The sequence below is a fragment of the Flavobacterium branchiarum genome (assembly GCF_030409845.1).
Taxonomy (GTDB): domain Bacteria; phylum Bacteroidota; class Bacteroidia; order Flavobacteriales; family Flavobacteriaceae; genus Flavobacterium; species Flavobacterium branchiarum.
Window position 1 is genome coordinate 829,916 of sequence record NZ_JAUFQQ010000003.1, and the last position, 13,098, is coordinate 843,013.

The 13,098-nt window shown below is 31.7% G+C and carries 15 protein-coding genes; 6 read left to right on the top strand and 9 right to left on the bottom strand.

Annotated features, from left to right (window positions below):
• The first annotated feature begins 4 nt into the window (after positions 1-4).
• Positions 5-307: a cytochrome c gene (locus QWY99_RS04270; RefSeq protein ID WP_290261899.1), complete on the top strand. Its 303-nt coding sequence runs from the start codon at positions 5-7 to the stop codon at positions 305-307.
• A gap of 111 nt (positions 308-418) precedes the next feature.
• On the opposite strand, the gene QWY99_RS04275 is transcribed toward QWY99_RS04270, so the two are convergent.
• The 3 genes from QWY99_RS04275 to QWY99_RS04285 form a co-directional block, all read right to left on the bottom strand.
• Entirely contained in the window at positions 419-817 is a 399-nt protein-coding gene (locus tag QWY99_RS04275) for a GreA/GreB family elongation factor (RefSeq protein ID WP_290261902.1), read from the bottom strand.
• A gap of 398 nt (positions 818-1,215) precedes the next feature.
• A complete protein-coding gene (locus tag QWY99_RS04280) occupies positions 1,216-1,770 on the bottom strand; it encodes a thioredoxin family protein (protein WP_290261904.1) in 555 nt (184 codons plus the stop codon).
• 127 nt (positions 1,771-1,897) lie between these two features.
• Positions 1,898-2,791: an alpha/beta fold hydrolase gene (locus tag QWY99_RS04285; protein ID WP_290261907.1), complete on the bottom strand. Its 894-nt coding sequence runs from the start codon at positions 2,789-2,791 to the stop codon at positions 1,898-1,900.
• Positions 2,792-2,915: 124 nt separating this feature from the next.
• Here QWY99_RS04285 and QWY99_RS04290 point away from each other — a divergent pair, with 124 nt between their 5' ends.
• Positions 2,916-3,251, top strand: a complete 336-nt coding sequence (locus tag QWY99_RS04290) for a tRNA-binding protein (protein WP_290261909.1) — start codon at positions 2,916-2,918, stop codon at positions 3,249-3,251.
• 8 nt (positions 3,252-3,259) lie between these two features.
• On the opposite strand, the gene QWY99_RS04295 is transcribed toward QWY99_RS04290, so the two are convergent.
• From QWY99_RS04295 to QWY99_RS04310, 4 genes are all read right to left on the bottom strand, one after another.
• Entirely contained in the window at positions 3,260-3,913 is a 654-nt protein-coding gene (locus QWY99_RS04295) for a Yip1 family protein (protein WP_290261912.1), read from the bottom strand.
• A gap of 4 nt (positions 3,914-3,917) precedes the next feature.
• Positions 3,918-4,466, bottom strand: coding sequence for an RBBP9/YdeN family alpha/beta hydrolase (locus tag QWY99_RS04300; RefSeq protein WP_290261914.1), 549 nt, complete (start codon positions 4,464-4,466; stop codon positions 3,918-3,920).
• Between the two features lie 89 nt (positions 4,467-4,555).
• Positions 4,556-4,933: a PUR family DNA/RNA-binding protein gene (locus QWY99_RS04305; RefSeq protein ID WP_129539461.1), complete on the bottom strand. Its 378-nt coding sequence runs from the start codon at positions 4,931-4,933 to the stop codon at positions 4,556-4,558.
• Between the two features lie 69 nt (positions 4,934-5,002).
• Positions 5,003-6,781, bottom strand: a complete 1,779-nt coding sequence (locus QWY99_RS04310; protein WP_290261916.1) for an ABC transporter ATP-binding protein — start codon at positions 6,779-6,781, stop codon at positions 5,003-5,005.
• Between the two features lie 203 nt (positions 6,782-6,984).
• Here QWY99_RS04310 and QWY99_RS04315 point away from each other — a divergent pair, with 203 nt between their 5' ends.
• From QWY99_RS04315 to QWY99_RS04330, 4 genes are all read left to right on the top strand, one after another.
• A complete protein-coding gene (locus tag QWY99_RS04315) occupies positions 6,985-8,091 on the top strand; it encodes a Glu/Leu/Phe/Val family dehydrogenase (protein ID WP_290261918.1) in 1,107 nt (368 codons plus the stop codon).
• A 229-nt stretch (positions 8,092-8,320) separates the two neighbouring features.
• Positions 8,321-9,232 carry a transcription antitermination factor NusB gene (nusB, locus tag QWY99_RS04320; RefSeq protein WP_290261920.1) on the top strand — a complete coding sequence of 304 codons (912 nt, stop codon included), beginning with the start codon at positions 8,321-8,323 and terminating at the stop codon, positions 9,230-9,232.
• A 30-nt stretch (positions 9,233-9,262) separates the two neighbouring features.
• Entirely contained in the window at positions 9,263-9,535 is a 273-nt protein-coding gene (gene yajC, locus QWY99_RS04325; RefSeq protein WP_039115484.1) for a preprotein translocase subunit YajC, read from the top strand.
• Positions 9,536-10,359: 824 nt separating this feature from the next.
• Positions 10,360-11,448, top strand: a complete 1,089-nt coding sequence (locus QWY99_RS04330) for an outer membrane beta-barrel protein (protein ID WP_290261930.1) — start codon at positions 10,360-10,362, stop codon at positions 11,446-11,448.
• A gap of 150 nt (positions 11,449-11,598) precedes the next feature.
• Here the strand turns inward: QWY99_RS04330 and QWY99_RS04335 are convergent, their stop codons facing one another.
• Together QWY99_RS04335 and QWY99_RS04340 are read right to left on the bottom strand one after the other, a co-directional pair.
• Entirely contained in the window at positions 11,599-12,498 is a 900-nt protein-coding gene (locus tag QWY99_RS04335) for an N-acetylmuramoyl-L-alanine amidase (RefSeq protein WP_290261933.1), read from the bottom strand.
• A 37-nt stretch (positions 12,499-12,535) separates the two neighbouring features.
• Positions 12,536-13,090, bottom strand: coding sequence for a hypothetical protein (locus QWY99_RS04340; RefSeq protein WP_290261937.1), 555 nt, complete (start codon positions 13,088-13,090; stop codon positions 12,536-12,538).
• Between the last annotated feature and the right edge of the window lie 8 nt (positions 13,091-13,098).

The window sequence follows — 13,098 nt, forward strand, 5'->3', positions numbered from 1 at the left end:
AAAAATGAAATCAAGAATTTTAACTGTAGCAGTCTTAGTTGTTATTGTGTTTTCGTGTGCTACGAAAAAAGAAGCTCCTAAAGTTGTAGATGTTGTTGAACCCGTAAAATCTGTAGAATCAATTCCTGTAGTCGCTTCAGGGCAGAGTCTTTATGATAAAAATTGTGGTGGTTGTCATAAGCTATACAAGCCTACTGCGTTTTCAAAAGAAGATTGGAAACCTATCTTAGTACGTATGCAAAAGAAAGCGCATCTTGACGATGTAGATATGGCTTTGATTTCAGATTATATTTCTTCTCAATTGTAAAAAAAAGATATATTATAATCCATATTATTAACTATTCAGTGAGTAACTGGGTAGTTTTTTTATTTTAAATAAGACATAAAAAAACACCTTCACGAATGAGGTGTTTAAAAATTATTGATTGCTTACAGGTAGCGCGTTAGATACAGTAATTATTTTCAAAGTTTTTATTCCAGCAGGTAATTCCCAATCAACTTCGTCATTTTCTTTAAAGCCAATTATAGCAACACTTAAAGGTGCTAGGATAGAAATTCTTCCTTCTTTTACGTCAGCATTTGAAGGTAAAACAATTTGAATTTTCATTTGTTTGTTTGCTTTAACATCTTCGATGGTAACGTGTGAATTGATTCTTATTATCGAATTGTCTAGCGTGTCTCCTTTGCTAACAATAGCTCTGTCTAATTCTTGAGCAAGTTGACCAGCTTCTTTAGAGTTTGTTGAGTTTTTACTCTTTAAGATCAATTCTCTTAAGAGTTGATAATCTGTTGTACAGAAAGTAGGTATTGGTTTCATATCTATTGTGTGTGTTTATTTGAATAAGATTTTATTTTAGGCAATCTCAAAAGCCTAGTATTTGTTTTAAATTGAAATACAGATTTATTTATATTGTAAATGCGAAATTTGAGAAACTCTAAAATGAGAAGTAAATTGTATGCTTTAATACAAAGAGGAATCTTTGTAAGTAAAACAAATAATTAAATTTTAAAGTGTAATCCTCCGCCTGAAAGAAAAAATTGAAATAGACGGAGGCCTAATTAACGAAGGCCTTGGTGTGCGAATTTAATACAACGACACGTGGTTTTCTTGTAAAAGAAAACAACAACGTAATAACCGTCAATTGTATAATGCTCAACATGAGGATGATTTATTATGATTTACAAAGTTAATCAAAGTTTTTTAATCAATAGACTTTATTTCCATTTAATATTGCAACCCATACTTGGTTTCTGAGGATTCTTGATATTTCGGTTGTAAATTAAGGAGTCTATAGCATTTCTTAAGTCGCTTCCGCTAAGGGTAATTCCATTGCCAGGTCTTGAATCGTCAAGTTGTCCTCGATAAAATAATTTGTCTTGATTATCAAATAAGAAAAAATCAGGAGTGCACGCAGCATCGTAAGCTTTGGCTACTTCTTGACTCTCATCATATAAATAAGGGAAGTCCATTTTATGGGTAAATGCAAACTCTGTCATTAATTCGGGACTATCTTCAGGATATTTTGTTACATCATTACTAGAAATTGCAACAACTCCTATTCCCTGTACGCGATAATCGTTGGCAATCATGACAATTTCTTCTATTACATGTAATACATAGGGACAATGATTGCATATAAACATAACAAGAGTTCCTTTTGTACCTTTTATATCGTCATAAGAATATTCAAAATTAGAATTAGTGTCCTTTAATTTAAATTTCGGAGCCAAAGTACCTAGTGGTAACATGTTTGAAAGAGTCTTTGCCATTTTTTATAAGTAAATTGATTATTCAAATTTAACTTTAAAAATCTGCAAAAGAGGGTATAAGTGCAAAAAAATATCCAAAGAAGCTTTTAGGGAAATGGATTCAGCTCTTTGGATATTTATTAGTGATTTATGAATTTATAAAATTTAGTAAATCGGCATTCAGTCTGTCTCTTTCTGTGTAAAATAAACCATGAGGTTCCCCTTCATAAACGATATAAGTATTGTCTTTAATTATCTGAGCGGCTTTTTTAGAGGTAAGTTCAATAGGAACTATTCTGTCGGCATCTCCATGAATAATTAAGGTTGGTACATTTACTGCGTTCAGTTCATCTCTAAAATCTGTTGTAGAAAATGATTCAGCGCATTTTAATGTAGCCCTTGGTGAGGCAACTGCGCATAGGGAGTTATAATATTCCATCAACGAATTGCTTAATGGTCGGTTTATGATGGTTACTCCAAAGAAAGTTTTTCCAAAAGTGTTTATAAATTCAATTCTGTCTTCTTTAATTGCATTTGCAGTAGCATCATTCTTTTCTTTAGGATGTCCATCAGGATTATCTTCCGTTTTTAGTAAAAAAGGAATAATTGAAGAAATTAGAGCAGCTTTTGTTACGCCTTTTCCACCATGACGGCTAAAATAGCGAACTACTTCGCCACCACCCATCGAAAATCCTACTAGTGTAGCATCTTCTAGTTCCAGTTGCTCGATAATTTGTTTAAGATCATCAGTTAGGCTGTCATAATCGTATCCATCCCAAGGTTGTGATGATTTACCAAATCCACGGCGATCATAGGCAATTACTCTAAAATTATTTTGAACTAAAAAATCGATTTGGTATTCCCACATTTCATTAGAAAGTGGCCAACCATGAATAAGAATAACGGGTTTTCCTTGACCGTAATCTTTTACATATAGTTTTACATTCGGTGCTGTTTCTATATATTTGTCTGTAGATGGCTGTGTGATATCAAACTTGGAGTCCCTAAGAGATTGATTAGTATTGTTTTGAATCTTTTCCATTTTTATAATTTTATAATTTACTTCTGTAAAAGTACCAGCTAAGAGAAAAACATGTGTTATAGAATTAATCGTAATACTTATAATATTAAAGGGTTGTAAATAAATAATTTAATAAAATAAAGAAATGGATTTAACTTGGTCAGAATTTGAAAGAGTAGAAATGAGAGTGGGAACAATTACACAAGTAGATGATTTTCCAGAGGCACGTAAACCAGCTTTTCAACTTACGATTGATTTCGGAAAGGAAATTGGAGTTCGTAAATCATCAGCACAAATTACTAAACGTTATACAAAAGAAGAGCTAAAAGACAGACAGGTTGTTGGTGTAGTTAATTTTCCTAGAAAACAAATAGGGAAATTTATGAGCGAATGTCTCGTAATTGGAGCAGTAGGGGATGAGGGCGATGTTGTTTTATTGGCACCCGATTTTAAAATAGAAAATGGGTTAAGAATAGGGTGATCACTATTTTAGTTGAGGAGTAAATCTGAAATTACAAAAAGCGTCAATGCACTTAGTATTATTAAAAATGCAGGAAGTATTATGTTTAGAATAGCTTTTCCAATTGATATTTTCTGCGCTACTGACACTCCAATAGCAAAAAGAACCATTGTCCAGATCACCAGAATCAACTCAATGAAATAAAAAAGATAATAGATTATTTCGTCAAATTGTCCATTAAAATAGTTGTCAGGGGATTGAAAAACTGCGTTTCCATAAATTGAAATTCGTACTAAAAGTAATATAAGTGAAATAATTGAGGGTGTCAAAGCATAGGCAATAACTCTTAAAATTGATCGTGTGTCTCCTTTTGCATTAAACCATTTTCCTGTCAAACTTATTGTGGTGGCATACAGATAATTAATTATCCATCCGCATGTTGTACCTATTAGTATGCTGAAAATAATGACTCCCCAGATAGAGAAATCATCTCCCATGTTTTTAGATATTGCTTTGTCAAATGCTTGAACGATTCCCGAAAGGATTAAAAGTAGAATTACATGTTTATCATATTTGTAGTTATCAATGAATTTGAAGGATTCTTTTGGAGATAACCATATCTTTAATAATATGTTTTTAGGTGTAATTAATTCTTCTGGTTGGTTTTTGTTGTTTTCAATCATTTTTTTACATTTTAATTTTCTGAATTAATTGCTCTAATATTAATTGACCTTCTTCCCAGTATTTTAGATCGGAATCGGAATTGATGTGCCCTTGTAGGCCAACGTTAACAAAATCACTTCCCCACATTTTAGCAAAATATTCTTTTCTTTCAAAAGAAGCGTAAGGATCATTTTCGCTCGCTACAACTATTGAAGGAAACGGTAAGTTGACAAGTGGCATTGGCGAAAAGTTCCTGATACATTCAGGAGTGTGTTGGGGTGAGTCTACATCGGCAGGTGCTACTAATAAAGCTCCAATAATATTTTTATTAATATTGGATGTTGACCAATGCAATACTAAAGAAACGGCTAAACTATGGGCTATTAAAATAGTTGGTTTATCTAGTTTAGAGATTTCTTCATTTAGTCTTTTAATCCATTCTTCGCGAATAGGTTCGTCCCAATTGTCTTGAACCAAACGAATGGAATTCTTAAATTTTTCATGCCAATATGTTTGCCAGTGTTTATCACCTGAATTTCCTAAACCAGGTAGTATTAGTAAATTTGCTTCCATTATTGGTTTTCTTTTGAGAATTTAAAGATATAAAAAAAGTCCAAAAATTGACTACATTTTGGACTTTCTACTTCTTGATAGAGAATTGATTAGATATCGTCAAAATCAATATCTGTGAAACTAGATCTGTGTGATAATACAGGCTCTTCTTTGTCTGAACTGTATTCTTTCTTGAAATCTTTCTGATGTCTTTCAGAGATTACTTCCTCTCCTTTGTGGTTTAAAACATAAGATGTCATTTCTCCTAAAATTTCAGCAAAAGCACTAAAGTCTTCTTTGTACAAGTAAATTTTATGTTTCTTAAAATGGAATGAACCATCTTCTTCTGTGAATTTCTTGCTTTCGGTAATCGTGATGTAGTAATCGTCTGCTTTTGTAGCTCTTACATCAAAGAAATAGGTTCTTCTTCCTGCTCGTAGTACTTTAGAAAAAATCTCTTCTTTTTCTAACATGTCATTTTCTCTCATAATCCGTTCTATCGATTTTTTTATTTAATAGCAATCAAAAATCATAAAAATTTATTTATTATACAACAATTAAAGTGATTCTTTTTCGGAAAGTTGTTTTAAATATAGTGCTGAATAATACCCTTCTTGATTTATCAATTGATTATGAGAACCTTGTTGGATGATTTTTCCTTCTTCAAGTATAATGATTCGATCTGCGTTTTTAGCTGATGATACACGGTGGCTAACAATGATGGTGGTTTTGTCTTTACAAATTTCAAATAAGTTATTCAAAATTGTTTCCTCAGTCTCTGTGTCTACAGCAGATAAGCAGTCATCAAAAAGTAAAATAGCAGGGTTTTTAATTATGGCTCTGGCGATAGAAACACGTTGTTTTTGCCCACCAGAAAGAGTGATTCCTCTTTCTCCTAAGACAGTGTCGTACTGTTTGTTGAAGCTAATAATGTTGTCGTGAACAACAGCATTTTTTGCGGCCTCGATTACTTCTTCGTCAGTTGCATTTTGGTTGCCAAACTTAATATTGTTTTTAATACTGTCAGAAAATAAAAATGCATCTTGTGGTACAATACCAATACTGTTACGTAAATCATTGAGGTTTACTTTGCTTATTTCGATCCCATCTATGGTAATTTGTCCTTGAGATGCATCATATAAGCGTGTGATTAATGATAGTATAGTTGATTTTCCAGAACCAGTTTTGCCTAGAATAGCCAAAGTTTCTCCTTTTTTTACTGTAAAAGTTACATTCTCAAGAGCTGTTATATTGGTATCTTCGTAAGTATAAGTCACATTTTCAAAAGAAATTGTTCCTTCTATAGTAGAGTGGTTTGGATTGTTGTTTTTTATTTCAGGTTCAATTTTCAAGAACTCATTAAGTCTTTTTTGAGATGCTTCGGCTTCTTGTACCATTGATGAAACCCAGCCAAGAGAAGCAACTGGCCACGTAAGCATATTTACATATAGAATAAATTCGGCTATTGTTCCAAGACTTTTAATACTTCCGTTAATGTACATTACACCTCCAAAATAAATTACTACAAGATTACTTATTCCGATTAAGGCAATCATTAAAGGGCCAAATAAAGATTGCACTTTGGCAAGATTCAAGCTTTTGCTTTTGCTTTCGTTTGCTAGATCAATCATGTTATTCTGATGTTGATTCTCTAATGAATTGGCTTTAATAACTCGGATTCCTGAAAAAATCTCTTGAGTAAAGCTTGATACTTTAGATAAATATTGCTGAAAAACGGTACTTCGTTTATTTATTTCGGTGCTTAATTTAAAAATGCAGAAGGATAATATTGGTAATGGTAATATGGTGTATAAAGTTAAAAGTGGCGAAACGCTATACATATATATGATTACTATTGTAAAACGAATAAAGGTGTTAATTGTGTACATTACCGCTGGACCTACATACATACGAACCTTAGAAACGTCTTCGCTTATACGGTTCATTAAATCACCGGTACGATTTTGTTTGTAAAAATTTTGAGATAACCTTTCATACTGCTGAAAAACCTCATTCTTTAAGTCAAATTCAATGTGACGAGACATTACGATTAAGGTTTGGCGCATTAAGAAGGTTAGGAATCCAGCAACTATAGTTGTGGCGATAATTAGTAAAACATTGTGTATTAGTCCTTCTCTGTAAAATGATAAAACGGCCTCTGATGCTTTCTGTGATTCTGGGAGTTTATCAAACGTTTCAATAGCACTTAATGACTTACTGATCAGTTTAGGAGTAAATAGCGAGAATATTTGTGCGATTATTGTTATGAAAACCCCTAAGGAAAAGCTGTATTTATATTTAATAAAATATTTGTTTAAATAACGTAATTCTTTCATTTTTTTAAGATATTCTGTGTTGAAATGATTTTGTTTTATTGGAAAGCATCTATTTTAGATAATTTTCAATGTGTTTGTTAAAGAGCGTTCAATTGTTGGATTGCTATTTTTTAATTAAAAAAATGCTGTATGTATATTTTTTGTATAAATTTGAAATGTCTTTTTGACAAATTCATAATTTTAACTAACAAAAATTATTTGCTATGAATGCAGCTTTTGCAACAGGTAAGGAACTTCAAAAAATGGATCCCGTTTTTGGTCAACTATCGTTTGATGATCACGAACAAATTGTATTTTGTAATGACAAAGATACAGGTTTAAAAGCAATTATTGGTATTCATAATTCAGTTATGGGGCCTGCTTTAGGAGGGACAAGAATGTTTAATTATGCAAACGAATGGGAGGCGCTAAACGATGTTTTACGACTTTCTAGAGGTATGACATATAAATCTGCTATCACAGGATTGAATATTGGTGGAGGTAAAGCCGTTATTATTGGAGATGCTAAAACACAAAAAACACCTGAATTGATGCGTAAGTTTGGAGAGTTTGTAAATTCTTTAAGCGGAAGATATATTACTGCTGAAGATGTTGGAATGGAAACTAAAGATATGGACATTGTAAGAGATGTTACTCCTTATGTTACTGGGATTTCTGAAGAAAGAGGTGGTTCTGGTAATCCATCTCCAGTTACTGCTTACGGTGTGTTTTTAGGAATGAAGGCAGCTGTGAAACAACAATTTGGATCAGATAATTTAGAGGGTAAAAAAGTATTAGTACAAGGAATTGGTCACGTAGGTGAAGCTTTGGTTGAGTATTTAACTAAAGAAGGTGCAATCGTTACTATTACAGATATCAACGAAGAAAAGTTATTTGAAGTTGCTAAAAAATATGGTGCTACTATTTTTGCAGGCGATGATATCTACAGTGCAGATGTTGATGTTTATGCTCCATGTGCAATGGGAGCAACATTAAATGATGTGACTGTAAATAAAATAAAAGCTAAGGTTATTGCTGGTGCAGCTAATAATCAATTGGCAAATGAAAATGTTCATGGTGCTATATTACAAGAAAGAGGGATTTTATATGCTCCAGATTTCTTAATTAATGCAGGTGGAATCATAAATGTTTATGCAGAATTAGAGCATTATGATAAAGCTGAAATCATGCGTAAAACAGAAAATATCTACAATACAACGCTTGAAATTTTTGATTTTGCTATTAAGAATGGTATGACTACACATCAGGCAGCCTTAACGATTGCTCAAAATCGTATCGATTTAAGAAAAATCGAGAATAGTAAAAAGTAAAAAACGAGCTTAATTTTTGTCTCAGTTTCTATCTCGGCTCTTAAGTGTTCATTGAGATTGGAAACTGAGACTTTTTTTATGCATAAAAGGCAATGTTTATTAGCTTGAAATTATTCTTAAATTAACTAAGTATTAATTTCATTATAAGATATGAAATTCTTATTTTTGCAAATTAATTTTTAAATGTTCTTACAAGGTGGTAAATAGAAGACACATACGCGTTAAAGTAATGCAATCCATTTATGCAATGCATCAAAACGGTTCTGATAATCTTGAAAAAGAAGAGAAATTTCTTTTTTATAGTATTGATAATATTCAGGATTTATATCTTGTAATGGTTTCTTCGTTAATCGAAATTTGTAAAAAAGAGACAATCTTTTTACACCTATCAAGCAAAAAACATCTTGCAACTGCTGAAGAGCGTAATCCAAACGAAAAATTTATTAAGAATGCCATTTTTCAAATCCTAGCTGAGAACAATTCTCTTAGTATAGCTTTAGAAAATCGTAAAATCACTAATTGGTCATTAAATGATGATTATATTATATTGCTTCTTAATGATATTAAGGCAAGTAGCCTGTATGCGAAATACATGAGTAATTCAGTAAACACGTTTGAAGAAGATAAACAGTTTATTGTTGATTTATTTACAGAAGTAATCGTTCCTAATGAAAAATTATACGAGTATTTAGAAGATGATAAGCTTACTTGGGTAGATGATATTCCTGTGGTAAATACACATATTATCAAGCAATTAAAGAATATTACAGATGGAGAAGACGATAATTTTAGAGTTCCTAAATTGTATAAAGACAATGAGGATAGAGATTTTGTAAAAGACTTGTTTAGAAAAACAGTTTTAAACGAATCTGAATTTGCTAAAGAATATGTAGATAAAACTCCAAACTGGGATAGTGATCGTATTGCTGAAATAGATACTATTATCTTAAAAATGGCAATTTGTGAATTTTTAAAATTCCCATCGATTCCTGTAAAAGTAACTCTTAATGAATATTTAGAAATTGCAAAAGAGTATTCTACGCCAAAAAGTAGTATTTTTATCAACGGGATTTTAGATAATCTTGTAAAAGAACTGGAGGCTAGCAAAAAGTTAATTAAAGCTGGTCGTGGTTTAATGTAATAATTATTAAATAAAAACAGAATTTAAATTATGGAACAATTAACTCAATTTGCACCGTTTCTATTAATGTTTGTAGTGATCTATTTCTTTATGATTAGACCGCAACAAAAACGTGCGAAAAATGAAAAAGAATTTGAAAGTAGCCTAAAAGTAGGTGATAAAATTATAACAAAAAGTGGTCTTCACGGAAAAGTTTCAGAGCTTGCAGAAACAACTGTAGTTATCGAAACAATGTCTGGAAAGTTAAAGATGGAGCGTTCTGCAATTTCTATGGAAATGAGCGCAGCTTTAGCTAAGAAATAGTATACTTTTAGTAATCTATTAAAGTCCCAATCCGAAATTTCGGATTGGGATTTTTTTTTGTCTGCAATTTAAGACTGCTTTCTTCTGGTCTTAGTAGTTGTTTCTTTTTAATAGTTGTAGTATTGCTCTTGAGGTTAATTCTATGCTTTGTGTAGCTGTGCAGTTTTCTAGTTCTTTTATTTGTTGCTATGGTGTTATGGTGTTTTCTTGCGACTATAGTTTTTGAGTTTTTTTGGCCAGATTATTTCTTTTAAACAAGTTTTTATTATTGTAGGTTTATACTTTTTATTTGTTTTTTCTTTGTAAGAACTTAGTTGTTTTTTAGAATGTTTCTGAATTGTGCTTTTTGAGTGTGGTTTGTTTTTGGGTATCGTTTGCTTTTTGTATTTTCGCTCGAAATGACAAATACCCTATTTTTTTATGGGGTATATGTTTTTGTTTTTTGTTTTTTATTGGTTTTTTGTTCTTTTTTATGGGGGGTGTGTTTTGATTGTTTTTAATTTTCATTGATTTTTGTTGTTTTTTCTATTGTTGATTTTTTTTAAAACATAGTTCTAAAATGTCAAATAATGATAATTAGGTATCGTAATTTTTGTAATCCGTAATTCTTCCTAAAACAGGTCAAAAAAATAAATTTTATAAGATTATCTAATGTAAAAGTTGATAAATTCGCCTTAGAAACATGTTTTACTAAGGCTATTTATTGGTATAAATCAGCACTGCAGTTCTTTGATATTATATTAGAATATAAATGGCATTCATGAAAAAAATAACCAAACCAATTAATAACTGAAACCAAATTATTAACCAAAATCATTTAAAACATGAAAAGAGTATTGCATATTTTAGCTTTAATGTTAACAAGTTCTTTTGCTTTTGCCCAAGATGATAAAGAAACGACTAATCCCGCGACAGTATTTGGAGGGTCGGCAGACCTTTATTATAAATATGATTTTTCTAAACAACAAAACGGTTTAACTAGTTTTACAAATTCACAGGATTCATTCGAATTAGGGATGGCTTCTATTGAGGCTTCGCACAAGTTTGGAAAAGCTTCTGTCTTTGTAGATTTAGGATTTGGAACAAGAGTGACTGAGTTTTCTTATAATGAGTATGAAGATAATAGTAAGGCTTCTTTTTTGATAAAACAATTGTTTCTTAAGTATGATTTATCCGATAGTTTTTCTATAACAGCAGGTAGTTTTGGAACACATATGGGATATGAATTATTGGATGCTGTCGATAATAAAAATTATAGTACATCATATGCATTTTCGTACGGGCCTTTTTTTAATACAGGAGTTAAGGTACAATACACAACAGAAGAATTTAGTTTTATGTTAGGTGTTACTAATCCAACCGATTTTAAATCAGCGATGGACGCTGGTTCTAGTCAAAAGACTTATGTCGGGCAATTTGGATATATTACCGATAAAGGAAGTGCTTATTTGAATTTTACATCAGGAAGTACAAATCCAACTCCAGGAGCTACAGTTGTGCCAACGGGGGAAAATAAAACGCAATTTGATATTGTGGGAACAAAGGCGGTTAATGATATTTTTTCTTTAGGGTTTAATGCAGCGTACGCTAAAACGACAAATGATTATGATAGTAATCTTGATGGAGAATGGTTTTCAGTAGTAGGGTATGCTTATTATAAGTTTAAAGAAAATCTTGGATTAGCGTACAGGATGGAATATTTTAATGCAAAAGATGCTGCACTGAGTTTAGGAACAGTTGCTGGTTCAAATGTTTTTGCAAATACCGTATCACTTAATTATAAAGTTGGAAATATGACGATAATTCCAGAGATAAGATTGGATAGTGCTTCTGCAGATGTTTTTCTTGATAGTAATTCTGCCCCAACTGGAAAGATGGCCTTTGCATTAGTTGCTGCTACCTATTCTTTTTAAGATATTAAGATTGATATTTTTTTTTTTTTTTTTTGAACTGTCAAAACATTAGTGTGTTTTGGCAGTTTTTTATTTACAGTTTGTTATAAAGATAAAACACGCTTTAGAATTGACTAAAGCGTGTTTTTATCTAGTATGAATTATGTCTTTTTATTGTTTTTTGTAAATAGAATAAATCGTATTTATTGTTTTTCTGTCTAATACATTATCAACTTCTGTTTGGATATAATGTAGTTTAAAAGCTGTTATTGCGGCTGTAAGATTTTTAGTATTGTAGCCAATAATTCGCAAAGCAGGCTCAATTCTAAAATCGAATGGAGCTTCTTCCAGTATCTCATCTTGCCAGATTCCAAATCCTAGTCCAGCTAGCGTTTTCCAAGGAAACAACTTACTTGGGTCTTGTTTTCTTCCTGGAGCAATATCGGCATGACCTAATATATTTTGTGTTGGTACATTATATTCCTTTTTTAACCTTGTCAAAAGAGCAATTAAACTATTCATTTGTGTTTCCGAGAAAGGTTCAACTCCGTTATTGTCAAGCTCAATACCTAGTGAAGAGGAGTTGAGGTCGGTATTTTTTCCCCATGTAGCATTACCAGCATGCCACGCACGTAAATAATCATTTAACATTTGGACCACTTTACCATCTCTCGAGATAATGTAATGAGCACTTACTTGTGTTTTTGTTTTAGTAAATGTATTTACAGTTTGTTGTAAAGAATCCTGAGCTGTATGATGGATAATAATAAAGTTAGGTTTACGTAAATTAAAGTTTACGGTACCTATCCATTGTGTATTAATTCCATTTTGTAGCGAAGTAGATCCAGTTTGCGAAAGGGAGTCCTTGTAAATATGTAACTGATTTGCATATGACGTATCTATGCTTATAGTTGCAATAGGAGGAGGTATAGGTTGTGCATCTTTGCTTGTGATTTTATTTTCAAGAGATTTAAGTTGCTGATCGTATACCTTTTCACTCGATTTATATGGATTTGTAGAGCAAGATGTAATTGCAATCGCTATAGTTAAACAGTAAAAATACTTTCTCATACTTTAAAAATTGTTTTATGTTTTGTTCTAACAATTACTATTCTTTTTCCTTATCCTTATCCTTATCCTTGTTCTTTTCCTTTTCTTTTTTCTTTTTCTTTGCTTTTTTAGAACTACTTTGATCTTTTAGTTGTTCCATATAAAGGGTGTATTTTTCCCTTTGATCTTTGCTTAGAAATTCGGACACTCTTTTATCTGTAGCGTCAGAGAGCGCTTGAATTTGTTTTATTTTTTCGTCTTGATTACTGCTTTCATTTTTCAAAAGTATGCCTTGTTCTTTTATACTTTCGATAAGAACATTCGATACTGCAATTTCCTGAAGCGCATCAAGATTTAGTTCAGGCTTCATTGTTTCCATTATTTTAGCAACGGTTACTTCAACAGGGATCTCTTTTGGTTTAGAAGTATTGGCAGATGGTCCCATGCCACCCATGCCTTGACTCATTCCACCGTTCATTCCTCCTCCGTAGCCACCACGGCCACCATATCCATTACCGTAGCCATTTCCATATCCATTTCCGTATTGAGCAGAAATAGGGTTAGCGAAAAATAAAATAAATGCAAATAGTATTGCAGCTTGAATTGTTTTCATGTTTTATA

Coding starts and splice junctions, on each gene's coding strand:
- QWY99_RS04270 (WP_290261899.1), top strand. CDS start 5: ATGAAATCAAGAATTTTAACTGTAGCAGTCTTAGTTGTTATTGTGTTT.
- QWY99_RS04275 (WP_290261902.1), bottom strand. CDS start 817: ATGAAACCAATACCTACTTTCTGTACAACAGATTATCAACTCTTAAGA.
- QWY99_RS04280 (WP_290261904.1), bottom strand. CDS start 1,770: ATGGCAAAGACTCTTTCAAACATGTTACCACTAGGTACTTTGGCTCCG.
- QWY99_RS04285 (WP_290261907.1), bottom strand. CDS start 2,791: ATGGAAAAGATTCAAAACAATACTAATCAATCTCTTAGGGACTCCAAG.
- QWY99_RS04290 (WP_290261909.1), top strand. CDS start 2,916: ATGGATTTAACTTGGTCAGAATTTGAAAGAGTAGAAATGAGAGTGGGA.
- QWY99_RS04295 (WP_290261912.1), bottom strand. CDS start 3,913: ATGATTGAAAACAACAAAAACCAACCAGAAGAATTAATTACACCTAAA.
- QWY99_RS04300 (WP_290261914.1), bottom strand. CDS start 4,466: ATGGAAGCAAATTTACTAATACTACCTGGTTTAGGAAATTCAGGTGAT.
- QWY99_RS04305 (WP_129539461.1), bottom strand. CDS start 4,933: ATGAGAGAAAATGACATGTTAGAAAAAGAAGAGATTTTTTCTAAAGTA.
- QWY99_RS04310 (WP_290261916.1), bottom strand. CDS start 6,781: ATGAAAGAATTACGTTATTTAAACAAATATTTTATTAAATATAAATAC.
- QWY99_RS04315 (WP_290261918.1), top strand. CDS start 6,985: ATGAATGCAGCTTTTGCAACAGGTAAGGAACTTCAAAAAATGGATCCC.
- nusB (WP_290261920.1), top strand. CDS start 8,321: ATGCAATCCATTTATGCAATGCATCAAAACGGTTCTGATAATCTTGAA.
- yajC (WP_039115484.1), top strand. CDS start 9,263: ATGGAACAATTAACTCAATTTGCACCGTTTCTATTAATGTTTGTAGTG.
- QWY99_RS04330 (WP_290261930.1), top strand. CDS start 10,360: ATGAAAAGAGTATTGCATATTTTAGCTTTAATGTTAACAAGTTCTTTT.
- QWY99_RS04335 (WP_290261933.1), bottom strand. CDS start 12,498: ATGAGAAAGTATTTTTACTGTTTAACTATAGCGATTGCAATTACATCT.
- QWY99_RS04340 (WP_290261937.1), bottom strand. CDS start 13,090: ATGAAAACAATTCAAGCTGCAATACTATTTGCATTTATTTTATTTTTC.